The organism is Pseudomonas sp. GW821-FHT03C07 (assembly GCF_059420925.1).
On sequence record NZ_JBWKUQ010000009.1, the window covers coordinates 97,893 to 116,228 of the forward strand.

Sequence of the window (18,336 nt, forward strand, 5' to 3'; positions counted from 1 at the left end):
AAACGCCCATGAGTTCGCATATTTTCAAACCCGACATGCCACCGCCGAGCAGCAGTATCGGCGTGGTCGCGTGGATGCGCGCCAACATGTTCTCCAGCTGGCTGAATACGCTGCTGACCCTGTTCGCCTTCTACCTGATCTACCTGATCGTCCCGCCGCTGCTGCACTGGGCCTTCCTGGACGCCAACTGGGTTGGCACCACTCGCGCCGACTGCACCAAGAGCGGCGCCTGCTGGGTGTTCATCCAGCAACGTTTCGGCCAGTTCATGTATGGCTACTACCCGCCCGTGCTGCGTTGGCGCGTGGACCTGACCGTGTGGCTGGCGATACTCGGCGTGGCGCCGTTGTTCATCCCGCGCGTTCCGCGCAAGGCGATCTACGGCCTGAGCTTCCTGGTGCTGTACCCGATCATCGCCTTCACCCTGTTGCGTGGCGGTTACTTGGGCCTGGAGAGCGTCGCCACCACCGAATGGGGCGGTCTGATGCTGACCCTGGTCATCGCCACCGTCGGTATCGCCGGGGCCTTGCCGCTGGGGATCCTGCTGGCGCTGGGACGGCGTTCGAACATGCCGGCGGTGAAGGTGGTCTGCGTGACCTTCATCGAGTTCTGGCGTGGCGTGCCGTTGATCACCGTACTGTTCATGTCCTCGGTGATGCTGCCGTTGTTCCTGCCTGAAGGCATGAACTTCGACAAGCTGCTGCGGGCGCTGATCGGCGTGATCCTGTTCCAGTCGGCCTATGTCGCCGAAGTGGTTCGCGGTGGCCTGCAAGCCATTCCCAAGGGCCAGTACGAGGCGGCTGCCGCCATGGGCCTGGGTTACTGGCGCGCCATGGGCCTGGTGATTCTGCCGCAAGCCTTGAAGCTGGTGATCCCCGGCATCGTCAACACCGTGATTGCGTTGTTCAAGGACACCAGCCTGGTGATCATCATCGGCCTGTTCGACCTGCTCAACAGCGTCAAGCAAGCCGCCGCCGACCCGAAATGGCTGGGCATGGCCACCGAAGGCTACGTGTTCGCCGCCTTGGTGTTCTGGATTTTCTGTTTTGGTATGTCCCGCTATTCCATGCATTTGGAACGCAAGCTGGACACAGGCCACAAGCGTTAGGAGTTTTGTCATGAGTCAAGCGATCAAACAGCCTGTGGGTCCTGAAGGCATTATTCAGATGCAGGGCGTGAACAAGTGGTACGGCCAGTTCCACGTGTTGAAAGACATCAACCTGAACGTCAAGCAGGGCGAGCGTATCGTCCTCTGCGGCCCGTCGGGTTCGGGCAAGTCAACCACCATCCGCTGCCTCAACCGTCTGGAAGAGCACCAGCAGGGCCGCATCGTGGTCGATGGCGTGGAGCTGACCAACGACCTCAAGCAGATTGAAGCGATCCGTCGTGAAGTCGGCATGGTGTTCCAGCACTTCAACCTGTTCCCGCACCTGTCCATCCTGCAGAACTGCACCCTGGCGCCGATGTGGGTGCGCAAGATGCCCAAGCGCCAGGCGGAAGAAATCGCCATGCACTACCTGGAGCGTGTGCGTATTCCGGAGCAGGCTCATAAGTTCCCGGGGCAGTTGTCCGGTGGTCAGCAGCAGCGTGTGGCGATTGCCCGTGCCTTGTGCATGAAGCCGAAAATCATGCTGTTCGACGAACCGACCTCGGCGCTCGACCCGGAAATGGTGAAAGAGGTTCTGGACACCATGATTGGCCTGGCCGAAGACGGCATGACCATGTTGTGCGTCACCCACGAAATGGGCTTCGCCCGCACCGTGGCGAACCGCGTGATCTTCATGGACAAGGGCGAAATCGTCGAACAGGCGGCGCCGAACGACTTCTTCGACAACCCGCAGAACGATCGGACCAAGATGTTCCTGAGCCAGATCCTGCATTGATCGGCTGGCGTTGAATGAAAAACCCGGACCTGGTCCGGGTTTTTTTTTTGCCTGGGTTTTTATCGATCAGGTGAGCGAGTGCTTTCCTTTTCTGGCGCTTGGCGGATGCCAGGGCATCTTGCCTTCGCTGATGCTTTTGATGTCTTCGACCAGTTCAGGGTGCCGGTCCAGGAGATGCATCAGTACGAACAAGGGCTTTGGTGGATCGATTTCCGATCTTTCATAACGTGAAAATGCATTGTGTCCACCGCCCGACAGCAGCTCCACCGCCGTACGTTGGGTGAAGTGAAGTTTACGGCGGATTCGCTTCATCTCGTTGGCGACTTCTCGCCTCGACTGGTAGATAAGCTCATCGCTTGCCTCTGAATAACGCTGGGCACTTTCAGGATCAAGCTCGATCTCCGAGCAGGCTTGGCACTGCCAGCCCGACAACCCCAGGACCGATTTTTTCAATGCTTTGAAGTCGACCTCGAAGTCCCGATCTTCAAACCAATGCATGGTGTTGTGCATGCCGCAGCTGACGCAGTCCTGTTGTTTCATGACTCACTCTCCTTGGAAAGAGATCACCGGAGGTCCGCCGGCAGGGCGGTAGCTCACTTTTGATATAGCAGAGCTTAAAACTACCCTTAAAGGGTAATTTTTAGATAGGCGACGACTTCTCCATCTCCTGTAGGAAATGTTGGTTCTTGAACTCGCAGTCAGGTTTGGAGTAGCCTCTTGGGTAATTCATCCTATGATTGGATGTTAGGGTTGTTTCCATGTCTCAAAGCATTCCCCTTATCAAACGCTCCCTGGTCGACCAGGCCCTGGAGCAATTGCGCGAACGTATTACCCGTGGCACCTGGGCCGTGGGCGAGCGCCTGCCCACCGAGCCGGAACTGGCCGCGGAGCTGGGCATCAGTCGCAACACCATGCGTGAAGCCCTGCGGGTGTTGGCGTTTTCCGGGTTGATCGAGATTCGCCAGGGCGACGGCAGCTACCTGCGGGCGACCATCGATCCACTGATGACCCTGCAGGCGTTGTCGCGCTGTTCCCTCGACCAGGCCCGTGAGACCCGGCACAGCTTCGAGGTCGAAGCTGTTGGCCTGGCGGCCCTGCGGCGGACCGAGGAGGATCTCAAGGGTCTGCGCGAGGCTCTGCACACCAGCGGCGACCACTATCACGGCGATCTTGATAGCTACATCAGCTGTGACCTGGTGTTTCACCAGCGCCTGATCGACGCCGCGCACAACCCGATGCTCAGCGAGCTGTATCGCTACTTTTCCAGCGTGATCGCCAGCGCCCTGCGCCAGACCCTGGATATCACCCCCCGTCGCCAATCGGTGTTCGACCTGCATGTGGCCCTGCTCGAAGCCGTGCAGCAACAGGACCCCGAGCGCGCCAAGGCCCTGTGCCGGAGCTTGATCAATGAACCTTGAAAGCGAGAGCCCCGTGTCCCGTTCTCCTGCCGAACCCGGCGCCGCCTCGCGGCCGGTTGAGCTCGACCGACTGCTGATCGACGCCGAGGCCGATGACGACCTGGTCCAGCAGCAACCGCCAGTGTTGCGCCGGCCCTGGCTGTTGCTGCTGGGCCTGGTGCTGGTGGCGCTGAACCTGCGTCCGGCGTTGTCGAGCATGGCGCCGTTGCTCGGCGATGTGTCCCGCGGGCTGGGTTTGTCGGCGGCCAAGGCCGGTCTGTTGACCACCTTGCCGGTGCTCTGCCTCGGCCTGGCCGCGCCCCTGGCACCGCTGCTGGCCCGGCGTTTCGGCAGTGAGCGAGTGGTGCTGGGGATTCTCCTGACCCTGGCCGGCGGGATCATCCTGCGCAGTTCGCTGGGCGAGTTCGGCCTGTTTGCCGGCAGTGTGCTGGCTGGCGCGAGCATCGGGGTGATCGGTGTGCTGTTGCCCGGCATCGTCAAGCGCGACTTCGCCAAGCAGGCCGGGACCATGACCGGCGTCTACACCATGGCCCTGTGTCTGGGCGCGGCCCTGGCGGCGGGGGCCACGGTGCCGCTGAGCCAACACTTTGCCGGGAACTGGTCGATCGGCCTGGGTTTCTGGGTCGTGCCCGCGCTGCTGGCGGCGACTTTCTGGTTGCCGCAAGTGGGGCAGAAACACGCTGCCCATCACGTGGCTTACCGTGTACGCGGTTTGCTGCGCGATCCTCTGGCCTGGCAGGTCACCCTGTACATGGGCCTGCAATCGTCCCTGGCCTATATCGTTTTCGGCTGGTTGCCCTCGGTGCTGGTCGGACGCGGCCTGAGCGCCACCCAGGCGGGGATCGTGCTGTCCGGATCGATTCTGATCCAACTGATCAGTTCATTGGCGACGCCCTGGTTGGCAACACGAGGCAAGGATCAACGGCTGGCGATTGTCGTGGTGATGGTGCTGACCCTGGGCGGCCTGTTCGGTTGCCTGTATGCGCCGCTCGAAGGGCTCTGGGGCTGGGCGATCCTGCTTGGCCTGGGGCAGGGCGGGACTTTCAGCCTGGCGCTGACTCTTATCGTGTTGCGCTCGCGCGATGCCCATGTGGCGGCGAACCTGTCGGGCATGGCCCAGGGCATCGGTTACACCCTGGCATCGATGGGGCCGTTCGCGGTCGGGCTGGTGCATGACCTCACCGGTGGCTGGGAGGCGCTGGGCTGGATCTTCGGCGTGATCGGCCTGGGCGCCATCGTCTTCGGCCTCGGTGCCGGTCGGGCGCGTTATGTACAGGTGACCAGCGAAAAGCTCTGAATCACCCCACACTCGCGGCATTCGGATCGCGAATGCCGATAGTCAGCCAGGCATTTGCAGACTATCGTGCAGGCGAGCCTTTTACCTGCACGGAGCCCGTTCATGAGTGATGCCCACAGCGCGTTGATTACTGAGTTCTATAAAGCGTTCCAGCGGCTGGATGCCGAGGCCATGAGTGCCTGTTACACCGAGGATGTGCTGTTCAGTGATCCGGCGTTCGGCGAGTTGCGTGGCCGTGATGCCGGCGATATGTGGCGCATGCTGGCCAGCCGGGCCAAGGACTTTTCCCTGACCTTCGACAATGTCCGTGCCGACGAGCGCAGCGGTGGCGCCCATTGGGTTGCGACCTACCTGTTCAGCCAGACCGGCAATACCGTGGTCAACGATATCAATGCGCGGTTTGTGTTTCGCGACGGCAAGATTTGCGAGCACCATGACAGCTTCGACCTGTGGCGCTGGTCGCGGCAGGCGCTGGGGACCAAGGGCTTGCTGCTGGGCTGGACACCCTTGGTCAGGAACGCCGTGCGGGCCCAGGCGCTGAAAGGCTTGAAGGCCTTCCAGGCGAGCCGCTAGGTTCTGCTAAGATCGCGGCCCCGTCAGCGATCAAGCCCTTTGCCACGTGAACATCAGCGAAACGCCCAGTGCCGAAACCGAGCCGGCAGCGCCTGCGGGCAAACCCTGGTTTGTCTATCTGGTGCGCGCCGCCAATGGCTCGCTGTATTGCGGAATCAGCGATGACCCGCAGCGGCGGTTTGCCTCGCATCAAAGTGGCAAGGGCGCGCGCTTCTTCCACTCCAGCCCGGCGGTCGCGCTGGTGTATGTGGAGGCCTGTCGCGACAAGGGCGATGCCCTGCGCCAGGAACGCCTGATCAAGAAGTTGCGCAAGAGTGCCAAGGAAGCCCTGGCGGCGGGGTTCAGTCTGGAGGCTATCGATCCTTTCAGGCTCGGACTGCCACCCTCTCCTTTGTGATACGCGCTCTCCACCACTAGGTTCAACTCCTGCCAGGGTGCCTTTCCGCGCCCAGGTAATTGATAGCGTTGATGAGACGGCATCAGGCTGGCTGGGTAGGCCGCCCACGATTTGCAGGCTAAGCTGCAGGTTCTTATTGGCCCGGCGGACTCCAGCATGTCTGAGTTGATTCTTCATCACTACCCGACCTCTCCCTTTGCCGAAAAGGCCCGCTTGCTGTTGGGGTTCAAAGGGCTTTCTTGGCGCTCGGTGCTCATTCCGCCGGTGATGCCCAAGCCCGACCTGACCGCGCTGACCGGTGGCTACCGGAAAACCCCGGTGTTGCAGGTCGGTGCCGATATCTACTGTGACACCGCCTTGATCGCCCGCCGCCTGGAGCAGGAAAAGGCCACGCCGCGGCTGTTCCCCCAGAGCCTGGAAATGGTCGCGGCAACTTTTGCCGCCTGGGCCGATTCGGTGGTGTTCAGCCATGCGGTCAGCCTGGTGTTCCAGCCCGAGTCGGTGGCGGTGCGCTTTGCCCGCTTGTCCCCGGAGCAGATCAAGGGCTTCATGATCGACCGCAGCGGTCTGTTCAGTGGCGGCTCGATGGCGAAGGTCCCACTGGAGGTGGCCAAGCACCAGTGGCCGGTGTTCATGGCGCGGCTGGAGCAGCAACTGCAGCATGAGGAGGGCGACTTCCTGTTCGGCGAGCCGTCGATTGCCGATATCGCCATGGCTCATCCGCTGTGGTTCCTCAAGGCGACGCCGGTGACCGCGCCGCTGGTGGATGCCTATCCGGCGGTGGCTGCCTGGTTCGCCCGGGTCATGGCGTTCGGGCATGGCGCACCGAGTGATATGACCGCCGAGCAGGCCTTGCAGGTGGCGCGGGAGTCGACGCCGGCAGCGCTGCCTGATGAGCTGTTCAACGATCCGAACGGTTTTGTCGCCGGTCAGTCGGTGATCGTCGCGGCGACCGACTATGGCGTCGATCCGGTGGCGGGCGAGCTGGTGTTTGCCGGTCGCGAAGAGTTGATCGTGCGGCGCGAGGATGAGCGCGCGGGCCTGGTGCATGTGCACTTCCCACGGCTCGGCTTCAGGATTGAAGTGCTAAAGGCTTGAAAACAGCGCAACCCCTGAGCGGGCTTGCCAGCGATGAGGCCCTTGGGCCGTGCATCGATCTTGCGCACGCCATCGCTGGCAAGCCGGTTCCTACAGGGTCCGTGTTCGGCTGTGGTTATTTCAGTGCGGCGAGGATCGCGTCCGGCTCATAGCGGCGGATCAAGCTGCCGTTCACGTCGAGCATCGGGATCCCCGCGCCGCCCAGGGCCTGGTAGGTCTTGCGCGCGGCGGCGTTTTTCTCGATATCGAATTCCTGGTAGGGAATGCCTTTCTGGTCGAGAAAACGCCGGATCTGCTTGCAGTAGCCACACCAGTCGGTGGCGTAGAGCACCACCCGAGCCTTGGCCCGGGTCTGTTCTGAGACGACCTGCCCGGGATTGAATACCCGCTCGATCTTGCCCCAGTTCTGATAGACCACCACCACCAACAGGATCAGCAGGACCTTCTTCAGCATACCTGAGAGCATGACTCAGTCCTTGCGGCGCTTGAGCTGATCGGTCAACTGGGTCGGCAGGCCCTTGATGATCAGGGTCCCGGCTTCTTCGTCATACTCGATCTTCGAACCCAGCAAGTGCGCCTCGAAGCTGATGGACAGGCCTTCGGCGCGCCCGGTGAAACGGCGGAACTGGTTCAGGGTGCGTTTATCCGCCGGGATCTCCGGCGAGAGGCCGTAGTCCTTGTTGCGGATATGTTCGTAGAACGCCCGTGGACGGTCCTCGTCGATCAGCCCGGAAAGCTCTTCCAGGCCCATGGGTTCGCCCATTTTTGCCTGGCTGCTGGCGTAGTCCACCAAGGTTTTGGTTTTTTCCCGGGCATCCTCCTCGGGCAGGTCTTCGCTTTCAACGAAGTCGCTGAAGGCCTTGAGCAGGGTGCGGGTCTCGCCCGGACCATCGACGCCTTCCTGACAGCCGATAAAGTCGCGGAAATATTCCGAAACCTTTTTCCCGTTCTTGCCTTTGATAAAGGAAATGTACTGTTTCGACTGCTTGTTGTTCTGCCATTCGGAGACGTTGATCCGCGCCGCCAGGTGCAATTGCCCCAGGTCCAGGTGACGGGAGGGGGTCACGTCCAGCTCGGCGTTCACCGCCACGCCTTCGCTGTGGTGCAGCAGGGCGATCGCCAGGTAGTCGGTCATGCCTTGCTGGTAGTGCGCGAACAGCACATGGCCACCGACCGAGAGGTTGGACTCCTCCATCAGCTTTTGCAGATGTTCGACGGCAATCCGGCTGAACGCGGTGAAGTCCTTGCCTCCGTCCAGGTATTCCTTCAGCCAGCCGCTGAACGGATGCGCGCCGGACTCGGCATGGAAAAAGCCCCAGGCTTTGCCCTGCTTGGCGTTGTAGCTTTCGTTGAGGTCGGCAAGCATGTGCTCGATGGCCTGGGATTCGGCCAGTTCGGAGTCACGGGCATGCAGGACCGCAGGGCTGCCGTCGGGTTTTTTGTCGATCAGGTGGACGATGCAATGACGGATCGGCATAGGTCTCTCGGCTGATTTGTCAGGGGGAAGGCGAGCTCCCCGGAAAAGCGCCCAGTGTACCGCACCCACGGGTTGAATCCGCCTTTGCACGGTGGTTCTGGCGGTATGAGCGGTTTCAGACAGCTTTTTTTTCGAAAACGAGCGCAAAAGCTGACCAAATGGCTAGGTAGAGGCGGATATTTCCCCGTCTCTGTGCTAGTTTTGCCCGGTCTTGCGCTCGGTAACGGCGCAAAGCGTGCATTCAGCAGGTGTCACGTCGAACCAAACCCCAATTCTGCTATCTACATCTGCGATTCGTCGTGGCTGTCAGCGGGGGGGCACAAGGCTGGCTCGATGGCTGACACTGCACTCTGCAATCCAAATGAATTTGATAGGGAAGGAACATCTCAATGGCTATTACCAAAGACCAACTGATCGCCGATATCGCCGAAGCTATCGACGCGCCGAAAACCACCGCGCGTGCCGCTCTGGACCAACTGGCCCAGATCGTTGCTGATCAATTGGAAAACGGCGGCGAAATCACTCTGCCAGGCGTTGGCAAACTGAAAGTGACCGAGCGTCCTGCCCGTACCGGCCGTAACCCGTCGACTGGCGCTGCCATCGAAATCCCTGCCAAGAAAGTGATCAAGCTGGTTGTGGCCAAGGTTCTGACCGACGCTGTAAACAAGTAAGATGCACTGAAGCCGTGCCTCGGAGTCTATCCGGGCACGGTTTTTTTTCGCCTGTGGAAACGTGCCGGAAGCTTGGCAGGGTGCCGCGCCTCAACCGTTAAGCCGGTTCCAGCGCTCCTGGCGCCACGTTTGGCGCTGCGCCTGATCCTGGAAGGTCCAGGCGACGAAACGGCTCTGTTTCTGCCCCTGGGACATTTCCACCACCTGGCTGTGCCGGGCACCGGCCTTTTTCAGCGCGTTTTCGATGGTCGGCAGGTTGGAGGCCTTGGACACCAGGGTGCTGAACCACAGCACCTGTCGGCCCAGGGCTGCGCTTTCGGCGATCAGTTGGGTCACGAAGCGTGCTTCACCGCCTTCACACCATAGTTCGGATGCTTGTCCGCCGAAGTTCAGCACTGGCAGCTTGCGCTGCGGATCGGCCTTGCCCAGGGCGCGCCATTTGCGTCGGCTGCCGTTTTGCGCTTCGTCCAGGGAGGTGTGGAACGGCGGGTTGCACATTGTCAGGTCGAAAGACTCGGTGCTTTCCAGCAGGCCAGTGAGGATGTGCTTCGGATTGCCTTGCAGGCGCAGGTTGATCGCCTTGTTCAGGCCGTTGGACTGGACGATGGCCTTGGCCGCGGCCAGGGCGGTGGGGTTGATGTCCGAACCGAGAAACTGCCAGCGGTAGTCGCTGTGGCCGATCAGTGGATAGATGCAGTTGGCGCCGACGCCGATATCCAGCACGCGCACGGCCGTGCCCTTGGGGATCACGCCGTCATTGCCTTCGGCCAGCAGGTCGGCGAGGAAGTGCACGTAGTCGGCCCGGCCTGGCACTGGCGGACAGAGAAAGTCCGCCGGGATGTCCCAGTGGGCAATGCCGTAGAAGTTCTTGAGCAGGGCGCGGTTGAACACGCGCACGGCGGCCGGGTCGGCGAAGTCGATGCTTTCCTTGCCATACGGGTTGAGGACCACGAACTTGCCCAGTTCGGGGCTGCTCTTGATCAACTGCGGGAAGTCGTAGCGGCCCTGATGGCGATTGCGCGGGTGCAGGCTGGCTTTTTCCCGCGGCTCGACGGCCTTGGCCGGGGTCGCGGGCTTGGGCTTCTTGCGTGGGGCTTTGGGGTGGCTCGGGGCGGTCATGGGCAGAGTCGATTCGGGTAGGGCTCGGAATGGCGGGTATTGTCCCATATTCATCGGGGCTGACGCGCAGGGCATTCGGTCGAACACGCTCCAATGCCGATCCTCTGCTTTGAGGGCGACGCAAACCTGTAGGAGCTGGCTTGCCGGCGATGAGGCCCGCAAGCCTTGCGCTGTCTGATCGGACGCCATCGCCGGCAAGCCGGCTCCTACAAGGTTCTGTGGTGTTTGGAAGAATGCGGCGGGCATGAAAAAGGGAGGCCCGAGGGCCTCCCTTTTTCAGTCGATCGCCACGCTTACAAGCTGGCAATCCGCGCATGTTGCTCGGCCAGCTTGCCCAGGGCCTGTTCGGCCTCGGCCAGCTTGGCGCGTTCCTTCTCGATGACTTCGGCCGGAGCCTTGTCGACGAAGGCGGCATTCGACAGCTTGCCGCCGACCCGCTGCACTTCGCCTTGCAGACGCTGGATTTCCTTGTCCAGGCGCGCCAGTTCGGCGCCCTTGTCGATCAGCCCGGCCATCGGCACCAGCACTTCCATCTCGCCAACCAGTGCGGTAGCGGACAGTGGTGCTTCGTCGCCAGCCGCCAGCACGGTGATCGATTCGAGCTTGGCCAGCTTTTTCAGCAACTGCTCGTTCTCGCTCAGGCGCCGCTGGTCCTGGGCACTGACATTCTTCAGGAACAACGCCAGTGGCTTGCCCGGGCCGATATTCATCTCGGCGCGGATGTTACGCACGCCAAGCATCAGGCCCTTGAGCCATTCGATATCGTCCTCGGCACCCGGGTCGATCCGCGCTTCGTTCGCCACCGGCCACGGTTGCAGCATGATGGTTTTGCCTTCGGCACCGACCAGCGGCGCCAGGCGCTGCCAGATTTCCTCGGTGATGAACGGCATGAACGGATGCGCCAGGCGCAGGGCCACTTCCAGCACGCGCACCAGGGTGCGACGGGTACCGCGCTGGCGTTCGACCGGCGCATTGTCGTCCCACAGCACCGGCTTGGACAGTTCCAGGTACCAGTCGCAATACTGGTTCCAGATGAACTCGTACAAGGCCTGGGCGGCCAGGTCGAAACGGAACTGCTCGAGCTGGCGGGTCACTTCGGCTTCGGTGCGCTGCAACTGCGAGATGATCCAGCGGTCGGCCAGGGACAGTTCAAAGGCTTCGCCGTTCTGGCCGCAGTCTTCGCCCTTGTCCAGCACGTAGCGCGCGGCGTTCCAGATCTTGTTGCAGAAGTTGCGATAGCCTTCGACGCGGCCCATGTCGAACTTGATGTCGCGACCGGTGGAGGCCAGCGAGCAGAAGGTGAAGCGCAGGGCATCGGTGCCATAGCTGGCGATGCCTTCGGCGAACTCGGCGCGGGTCTGCTTCTCGATGGCTTTCTGCAGCTTGGGCTGCATCAGGCCGGTGGTGCGCTTCTGCACCAGAGCTTCGAGTTCGATACCGTCGATGATATCCAACGGGTCAAGGACGTTGCCCTTGGACTTGGACATCTTCTGGCCCTGGCCGTCACGCACCAGGCCATGGACGTAGACGGTCTTGAACGGTACCTGCGGGGTGCCGTCCTCGTTCTTCACCAGGTGCATGGTCAGCATGATCATCCGGGCGACCCAGAAGAAAATGATGTCGAAACCGGTCACCAGCACGTCGGTGGGGTGGAAGGTCTTGAGGAAGTCGGTCTGCTCCGGCCAGCCCAGGGTGGAGAAGGTCCACAGGCCCGAACTGAACCAGGTGTCGAGGACATCGTTGTCCTGTTGCAGCGCAATCTCCGGGCCGAGGTGGTGCTTGGCCCGCACTTCGGCTTCGTCGCGACCGACATAGACCTTGCCCGACTCGTCGTACCAGGCCGGAATCCGGTGGCCCCACCACAGCTGGCGGCTGATGCACCAGTCCTGGATATCGCGCATCCAGGAGAAGTACATGTTTTCGTATTGCTTGGGCACGAAAGCGATGCGGCCGTCTTCCACGGCGGCAATGGCCGGCTCGGCCAACGGCTTGGTCGACACGTACCACTGGTCGGTCAGCCACGGCTCGATGATGGTCCCGGAGCGGTCGCCCTTCGGCACTTTCAGGCCGTGGTCGTCAACGCTGACCAGCAGGTCGGCGGCCTCGAAGGCGGCAACGATCTGTTTGCGTGCTTCGAAACGGTCGAGGCCGACGTATTGCGTCGGGATCTTGCCGTCGATGCTGTCGTTCAGCGTGCCGTCGAGGTTGAACGCCTGGCAGGCCGGCAGGATGGCGGCGTTCTTGTCGAAGATGTTCAGCAGCGGCAGGTTGTGGCGCTTGCCGACTTCGTAGTCGTTGAAATCGTGGGCCGGGGTGATTTTCACGCAGCCGGTGCCGAATTCAGGATCGCAATAGTCGTCGGCGATGATCGGAATGCGGCGGCCGACCAGCGGCAGCTCGACAAACTTGCCGATCAGCGCCTTGTAGCGTTCGTCTTCCGGGTTTACCGCCACGGCCGAGTCGCCGAGCATGGTTTCCGGACGGGTGGTGGCGACGATCAGGTAGCCCAGGCCGTCGGCGGTCTTGGCACCGTCAGCCAGTGGATAACGCAGGTTCCAGAGGAAACCTTTCTCGTCGTGGTTTTCCACTTCGAGGTCGGAAATCGCCGTGTGCAGCTTGGTGTCCCAGTTGACCAGGCGCTTGCCGCGATAGATCAGGCCATCTTCGTGCAGGCGCACGAAGGCTTCCTTGACCGCTTCCGAGAGACCGTCGTCCATGGTGAAGCGCTCGCGGCTCCAGTCCACGGACGAACCCAAGCGGCGGATCTGCCGGCTGATATTGCCACCGGATTGATCCTTCCATTCCCAGACCTTTTCCAGGAACTTCTCGCGGCCCAGGTCGTGGCGATTCTGGCCCTGGGCTTCGAGTTGGCGTTCCACCAGCATCTGCGTGGCGATCCCGGCGTGGTCGGTGCCCGGCTGCCACAGGGTGTTGCGACCCTGCATGCGGCGGAAACGGATCAGGGCGTCCATGATCGCGTTATTGAAACCGTGGCCCATATGCAGGCTGCCGGTGACGTTCGGCGGCGGGATCATGATGGTGTAGGCGTCGCCGCTACCTTGCGGGGCGAAATAATTCTCGGACTCCCAGGTCTGGTACCAGGAAGTTTCAATGGCGTGCGGCTGGTAGGTCTTATCCATGCGCGGCGGGACCCTTAGGCATTAATTCAGGAAAGCCGACAAGTATAACGAGGATATGGCGCGGGGCGTAGAGCGAGGTGAGCGCTGGCGGCACAAAAATGCCCGCCGGCGTGGGGCCTGACGGTATTTTGCGTTGAAATGCGCTCCGGTGTAGGCGCCGGCTTGCCGGCGATGGCGTTCGCAAGGTCGATGCAGGGCTTATGGGCCTCATCGCCGGCAAGCCGGGCTCCTACAGGGGGCGTGTCGGGCCCGGGCTATGTGGCAATAGCGGTCTTGGGGCGGCGCGTCAGGAAGGATATTGGCTGAGCAGGCGTTCCATACGGGCATCCAGGCGGCGCTTGATCTCGGTTTCGATATGCGGGGCGAAGTCGTCGATCACGTCCTGCATGATCAATTGCGCGGCGGCGCGCAGTTCGCTGTCCAGGTGCAGCAGGGCGTCCTGGTTCTTCTGTCTGGCAGGTTCCGCCGCGACGACTGGCGGTGCCGGTTTGGGCTCGACCACCGGCGTGGCAACCGCCTCGGGCTGCACCTCGACCTTGGCTTTATTACCCACCATGTCGAACAACAGGGGGATCTGCCCTTCGCTGGCGACTGTCTCGGTCAGCAGTGGCGGTTGCAGGGTGTCGTCGCCCAGCAGCTTGCGGATCGATTCGAGCTCGTCCAGCAGGGGCGCGGCTTTTTGGGGGTGTTTTGGAGTGTCCATCGGGGTGCTCAAAGTCGCTGTAGCCGGTGATCTTGCAGAGGATAGCCCTGTTCGCGGTAGAAGCGGAAACTCTCCCGCGCCGCTTGACGAATCGCCGGGTCTTCCACCACCACTTCCGCCACGCGGGCAAACCGCGAAGCAAAGGGTGGCACCTTGGTATCGAGGTTCACCAGCAGGTCCTGATGAACGCCGGGGTCATCGCCCAGCCCCAGGACCACGCGGCCGTCCGGCTCGCTTTCCGCCGGGCCGTGGGGAATGAAGCTTTCGCCCTTGAACTGCCACAGACGGGCATCCAGGTCATCGCGCTGGGCACTGTCGCTGCAATGCAGGTAGACCTTGTGCCCCAGGCGCCAGGCCTTTTCACTCAGCTTGCAGGCAAAGTCCAGGCGCGCCGAAGGGTCCGCGCTGGGAAGGATATAGAAGTCGACTTGGGTCATAGGGGATTCCGGATTCCGGGCGACGTCATTGACCGACGCCGCCCGGCAGGCTCAGGTTCAGGCCTTGGCGCGGTCCAGCAGGTACTGGGTCAGCAGGGGCACCGGACGGCCAGTGGCGCCCTTGTCCTTGCCGCCGCTGGTCCAGGCGGTGCCGGCGATGTCCAGGTGGGCCCAGTTGAACTGCTTGGTGAAGCGCGACAGGAAGCAGGCCGCGGTGATGGTCCCGGCTTTCGGCCCGCCGATGTTGGCGATGTCGGCAAACGGGCTGTCCAGCTGTTCCTGGTACTCATCGAACAGCGGCAGTTGCCAGGCACGGTCATCGGCCTGGCGACCAGCGCTGAGCAGTTGCTCGATCAGCTCGTCGTTGTTGCCCAGCAGGCCCGAGGTGTGGGCGCCGAGGGCGACGACGCAAGCGCCGGTCAGGGTGGCGATATCGATCACCGCCTGGGGCTTGAAACGTTCGGCGTAGGTCAGCGCATCGCACAGCACCAGGCGGCCTTCGGCGTCGGTGTTGAGGATTTCCACGGTCTGGCCGCTGAGGGTGGTGACGATGTCGCCCGGGCGGGTCGCGCTGCCGCTCGGCATGTTCTCGGCACAGGCCAGGATGCACACCAGGTTGATCGGCAGTTGCAGGGCGAGCACGGCGTGCAGGGTACCGAATACGCTGGCGGCACCGCCCATGTCGTATTTCATCTCGTCCATGCCCAGGCCCGGCTTGAGGCTGATGCCGCCGGTGTCGAAGGTGATGCCCTTGCCAACCAGGGCGAACGGCTTCTCGGATTTCTTGCCGCCGTTGTATTGCATGACGATCAGGCGTGGCGGCTGGTCGCTGCCCTGGCCCACGGCGTAGAACGAGCCCATGCCCAGTTCCTTGATCTTTTTCTCGTCAAGGACCTCGACCTTCAGGCCTTTGTTGGCCTTGCCGAGGTTCTTCGCTTGTTCGGCGAGGTAGCTCGGGTGGCAGATGTTCGGTGGCAGGTTGCCCAGGTCGCGGGTGAAGGCCATGCCGCCAGCGATGGCGCGGGCGTGGCTGACGGCGCGCTCAACTTCGGCTTGCGCGGCCTTGATGGTTACCAGGGTGATTTTCTTCAGCGCGCGGGGTTCGGCTTTCTGGCTCTTGAACTGGTCGAAGCTGTATTCGCCATCCAGCAGGCTTTCGGCCAGCAGGCGGGTCTTGCCGTAGCTGTCACGCCCCTTGACCACGACTTCGTCGAGGGCGAGCACGGCGTCGCTGCCGCCCAGGCCCTTGAGGGTGGCGAGGATGGAAGCAACGGCCTTGCGAAAAGGGCGGTCGCCGAGTTCGGCGTCCTTACCCACGCCCACCAGCAGCACGCGTTCGGCCTTGAGGTTGGGCAGGCTTTGCAGCAACAGGCTCTGGCCGACCTTGCCCGCCAGATCGCCGCGCTTGAGGATGGCGCTGATGGCGCCGCCGCTGAGCTCATCGATTTTGCTGGCGACTGTGCCGAGTGTGCGGCCTTCGCCGACGGCGAGTACCAGGGTGGCGGTTTTCAACGTTTCTGGGCTGACGCTTTTTACAACCAGTTCCATGTCCAGGTCCCTGAATATTTAGGTCAAAGGGCGCAGAGACAGCTCTGCGCCGGGGCAGGGCGACGCAATGGCGTGGCCTTCGGCAAAGGCCGCAGTTTGAACCTCGGCGCTGGCCGGGGGCAAGTCCCAATACCGATCCGTTATGGCACTGTAGGAGCGAGCTTGCTCGCGATGGTGGCCCAGACGGCGAGGGGTATCAGGCTTCCCGCGTTATCGTTGACGACCATCGCGAGCAAGCTCGCTCTACAGAAGGAGGGGGCTGTAGGCAAGTGCGCAGTGACAGCCGGGAGCAATCACAGGATAATGCGCCTCTTTTTAGATGGCCCGCCGCGGCGAGCCCTCTGTCGGTGCCTATGTTTGCTTGTTCGGCCACCTTAGCCTGACAACCCTGGAGTGTCTGGTTTGATTGTTTTTCGTTATCTGTCCCGTGAAGTATTGATCACCTTGAGTGCGGTCAGCGCCGTGCTGCTGGTCATCACCATGAGCGGGCGCTTCGTCAAGTTCCTGGCTCAGGCCGCCTCGGGTCAATTGGATCCAGGCTCGCTGTTCCTGATCATGGGCTTTCGCCTGCCCGGTTTCCTCCAGCTGATCCTGCCGCTGGGGCTGTTTCTCGGGATTTTGCTGGCCTACGGTCGGCTCTATCTCGAAAGCGAGATGACCGTGCTGTCCGCCACCGGCATGAGCCAGCAACGCCTGCTGGGCATGACCATGGCGCCGGCCCTGTTGGTGGCGCTGCTCGTCGCCTGGATCAGCCTGAGCCTGGCGCCCAAGGGCGCCCTGCAATTCCAGTTGCTGCTCAACCAGCAGGATGCGATGACCGAGTTCGACACCCTGGTGCCCGGCCGCTTCCAGGAGCTCAACGATGGCTCGCGGGTCACCTATACCGAGCAGCTGTCCGATGATCGGGCGAACCTGGGCGGTGTGTTCATCTCGGAAAAACGTTTTGGCGTGAACAAGAAGGACCGGGGCATTTCGGTGCTGGTGGCCGAGAAGGGCCGCCAGGAAGTGCGCAAGGACGGCAATCGCTACCTGATCCTCGAAAACGGCTATCGCTACGACGGCAGTCCGGGGATGGCTGATTACCGGGCGATCAAGTACGACACCTATGGGGTCATGTTGCCCAAGCCCGACATCAGCGAAGAAGTCACTGACCGCGATGCGATGATGACCTCGAGCCTGTTCGGCAACCCGGATCTGAAGGCTGTCGCCGAGTTGCAATGGCGCCTTTCGCTGCCCTTGCTGGTGTTTATCGTGACCCTGATGGCCGTGCCGCTGTCGCGGGTCAACCCGCGCCAGGGGCGTTTCTTGAAGCTGCTGCCGGCGATCCTCCTTTATATGGCCTACCTGACCATGCTGATTTCGGCCCGTGGCGCCCTGGAGAAAGGCAACTTGTCACCGCTGTTCGGCATGTGGTGGGTGCACGGCCTGTTCCTGGCCATCGGCCTGGCGCTGCTGTATTGGGAACCCCTGCGGTTGAAACTGGCGAGTCGTCGCACTGTGAAGGAGATGGCTCGTGGTTAAGCTCGATCGCTACATCGGTAGCAGTGTGTTCATGGCGATCCTCGCGGTGCTGGGGATCATCCTCGGGTTGGCCTCGCTGTTTGCCTTTATCGACGAGATGGGCAGCATCTCCGATACCTACACCCTGGGCGACGTGTTGAGCTTTGTGCTGCTCACGGCACCGCGCCGGGTCTACGACATGTTGCCGATGGCCGGCCTGATCGGTTGCCTGATCGGCCTTGGCAGCCTGGCCAGCAACAGCGAATTGACCATCATGCGCGCGGCGGGCGTGTCGGTCGGGCGTATCGTCTGGGCGGTGATGAAGCCGATGCTGGTGCTGATGCTGGTCGGCGTGCTGGTCGGCGAGTACGTTGCCCCGGCCACCGAGAGCCGGGCCCAGGCAGCCAAGGCCCTGGCCCAGGGGTCGGGGGATGCGCAGAGTTCGCGCAACGGCCTGTGGCATCGCCAGGGTGACGAGTTCATCCATATCAACGCCGTGCAGCCCAACGGCCTGCTTTACGGTGTGACCCGCTATCACTTCGACAGCGAGCGGCACATACTCTCGTCGAGCTTTGCCAAGAAGGCCCACTTCGACAAGGATTTCTGGCAACTGACGGACGTCACCACCACCTATTTCCGTGACGGTCGCACCGAAGTGATCAATGTGCCGGAAGAACGCTGGGACGTGGCCTTGAGCCCGAACCTGCTGAGTACCGTGGTGATGGTGCCCGAGGCTCTGTCGATCAGCGGCCTGTGGAGTTACATCCACTACCTGGCGGACCAGGGCCTGGCGAACGGTCGTTACTGGCTGGCGTTCTGGGTCAAGGTCCTGCAACCGCTGGTGACCGCGGCGCTGGTCTTGATGGCGATTTCCTTCATCTTCGGCCCGCTGCGTTCGGTTACCCTGGGGCAACGGGTGTTCACCGGCGTGCTGGTGGGCTTCACCTTCCGCATCGCCCAGGACTTGCTCGGGCCGTCGAGCCTGGTGTTCGGTTTCCCGCCGCTGCTGGCGGTGGTGGTGCCGGCGGCGATCTGTGCGGTGGCCGGTGTCTGGCTGTTGCGTCGGGCCGGATGATG

At 62.2% G+C, this 18,336-nt stretch carries 18 protein-coding genes; 10 read left to right on the forward strand and 8 right to left on the reverse strand.

Annotated features, from left to right (window positions below; genetic code table 11):
- Positions 1-8 precede the first annotated feature (8 nt).
- The gene (locus tag AC07VG_RS18535; protein WP_495021662.1) at positions 9-1,106 is read left to right on the forward strand and encodes an amino acid ABC transporter permease; all 1,098 of its coding nucleotides are present in this window, start codon (positions 9-11) and stop codon (positions 1,104-1,106) included.
- A 10-nt stretch (positions 1,107-1,116) separates the two neighbouring features.
- Positions 1,117-1,881 (forward strand): amino acid ABC transporter ATP-binding protein, encoded by a 765-nt coding sequence (locus AC07VG_RS18540; protein WP_494999295.1) that lies wholly within the window; start codon positions 1,117-1,119, stop codon positions 1,879-1,881.
- 66 nt (positions 1,882-1,947) lie between these two features.
- On the opposite strand, the gene AC07VG_RS18545 is transcribed toward AC07VG_RS18540, so the two are convergent.
- Positions 1,948-2,421 (reverse strand): type II toxin-antitoxin system MqsA family antitoxin, encoded by a 474-nt coding sequence (locus AC07VG_RS18545; protein WP_495021663.1) that lies wholly within the window; start codon positions 2,419-2,421, stop codon positions 1,948-1,950.
- 218 nt (positions 2,422-2,639) lie between these two features.
- Here AC07VG_RS18545 and AC07VG_RS18550 point away from each other — a divergent pair, with 218 nt between their 5' ends.
- From AC07VG_RS18550 to AC07VG_RS18570, 5 genes are all read left to right on the forward strand, one after another.
- On the forward strand, positions 2,640-3,299 hold the full coding sequence (locus AC07VG_RS18550; RefSeq protein WP_494999297.1) for a FadR/GntR family transcriptional regulator: 660 nt from the start codon (positions 2,640-2,642) through the stop codon (positions 3,297-3,299).
- Positions 3,289-4,596: a CynX/NimT family MFS transporter gene (locus tag AC07VG_RS18555; RefSeq protein WP_495021664.1), complete on the forward strand. Its 1,308-nt coding sequence runs from the start codon at positions 3,289-3,291 to the stop codon at positions 4,594-4,596. Before AC07VG_RS18550 ends, AC07VG_RS18555 begins: the two co-directional genes overlap by 11 nt.
- 102 nt (positions 4,597-4,698) lie before the next feature.
- Positions 4,699-5,169 (forward strand): nuclear transport factor 2 family protein, encoded by a 471-nt coding sequence (locus AC07VG_RS18560; protein WP_494999299.1) that lies wholly within the window; start codon positions 4,699-4,701, stop codon positions 5,167-5,169.
- 46 nt (positions 5,170-5,215) lie between these two features.
- The gene (locus tag AC07VG_RS18565) at positions 5,216-5,566 is read left to right on the forward strand and encodes a GIY-YIG nuclease family protein (RefSeq protein WP_495021665.1); all 351 of its coding nucleotides are present in this window, start codon (positions 5,216-5,218) and stop codon (positions 5,564-5,566) included.
- 156 nt (positions 5,567-5,722) lie between these two features.
- Positions 5,723-6,664, forward strand: a complete 942-nt coding sequence (locus AC07VG_RS18570; RefSeq protein WP_495021666.1) for a glutathione S-transferase family protein — start codon at positions 5,723-5,725, stop codon at positions 6,662-6,664.
- A gap of 115 nt (positions 6,665-6,779) precedes the next feature.
- Here the strand turns inward: AC07VG_RS18570 and AC07VG_RS18575 are convergent, their stop codons facing one another.
- Positions 6,780-7,130, reverse strand: a complete 351-nt coding sequence (locus AC07VG_RS18575; protein ID WP_495021667.1) for a glutaredoxin family protein — start codon at positions 7,128-7,130, stop codon at positions 6,780-6,782.
- Positions 7,131-7,133: 3 nt separating this feature from the next.
- The gene (gene yejK, locus AC07VG_RS18580; protein WP_103497043.1) at positions 7,134-8,141 is read right to left on the reverse strand and encodes a nucleoid-associated protein YejK; all 1,008 of its coding nucleotides are present in this window, start codon (positions 8,139-8,141) and stop codon (positions 7,134-7,136) included.
- Positions 8,142-8,530: 389 nt separating this feature from the next.
- On the opposite strand from yejK, the gene AC07VG_RS18585 reads away from it, so the two are divergent.
- Positions 8,531-8,812: an HU family DNA-binding protein gene (locus AC07VG_RS18585; RefSeq protein WP_040064476.1), complete on the forward strand. Its 282-nt coding sequence runs from the start codon at positions 8,531-8,533 to the stop codon at positions 8,810-8,812.
- A gap of 90 nt (positions 8,813-8,902) precedes the next feature.
- Here AC07VG_RS18585 and rlmF read toward each other — a convergent pair whose 3' ends face one another.
- From rlmF to AC07VG_RS18610, 5 genes are all read right to left on the reverse strand, one after another.
- Positions 8,903-9,931 (reverse strand): 23S rRNA (adenine(1618)-N(6))-methyltransferase RlmF, encoded by a 1,029-nt coding sequence (gene rlmF / locus AC07VG_RS18590; RefSeq protein WP_494999303.1) that lies wholly within the window; start codon positions 9,929-9,931, stop codon positions 8,903-8,905.
- A 293-nt stretch (positions 9,932-10,224) separates the two neighbouring features.
- Positions 10,225-13,071 (reverse strand): valine--tRNA ligase, encoded by a 2,847-nt coding sequence (locus tag AC07VG_RS18595; RefSeq protein ID WP_495021668.1) that lies wholly within the window; start codon positions 13,069-13,071, stop codon positions 10,225-10,227.
- A gap of 286 nt (positions 13,072-13,357) precedes the next feature.
- A complete protein-coding gene (locus AC07VG_RS18600) occupies positions 13,358-13,774 on the reverse strand; it encodes a DNA polymerase III subunit chi (RefSeq protein WP_494999305.1) in 417 nt (138 codons plus the stop codon).
- Positions 13,775-13,782: 8 nt separating this feature from the next.
- Positions 13,783-14,211, reverse strand: a complete 429-nt coding sequence (locus tag AC07VG_RS18605; RefSeq protein WP_495021669.1) for a DNA polymerase III subunit chi — start codon at positions 14,209-14,211, stop codon at positions 13,783-13,785.
- A 57-nt stretch (positions 14,212-14,268) separates the two neighbouring features.
- Positions 14,269-15,759, reverse strand: coding sequence for a leucyl aminopeptidase (locus AC07VG_RS18610; RefSeq protein ID WP_495021670.1), 1,491 nt, complete (start codon positions 15,757-15,759; stop codon positions 14,269-14,271).
- 402 nt (positions 15,760-16,161) lie between these two features.
- Between AC07VG_RS18610 and lptF the strand changes: the two genes are divergently transcribed.
- A complete protein-coding gene (gene lptF / locus AC07VG_RS18615) occupies positions 16,162-17,280 on the forward strand; it encodes an LPS export ABC transporter permease LptF (protein WP_494999308.1) in 1,119 nt (372 codons plus the stop codon).
- On the forward strand, positions 17,273-18,334 hold the full coding sequence (gene lptG, locus AC07VG_RS18620) for an LPS export ABC transporter permease LptG (protein WP_494999309.1): 1,062 nt from the start codon (positions 17,273-17,275) through the stop codon (positions 18,332-18,334). Before lptF ends, lptG begins: the two co-directional genes overlap by 8 nt.
- Positions 18,335-18,336: the final 2 nt, after the last annotated feature.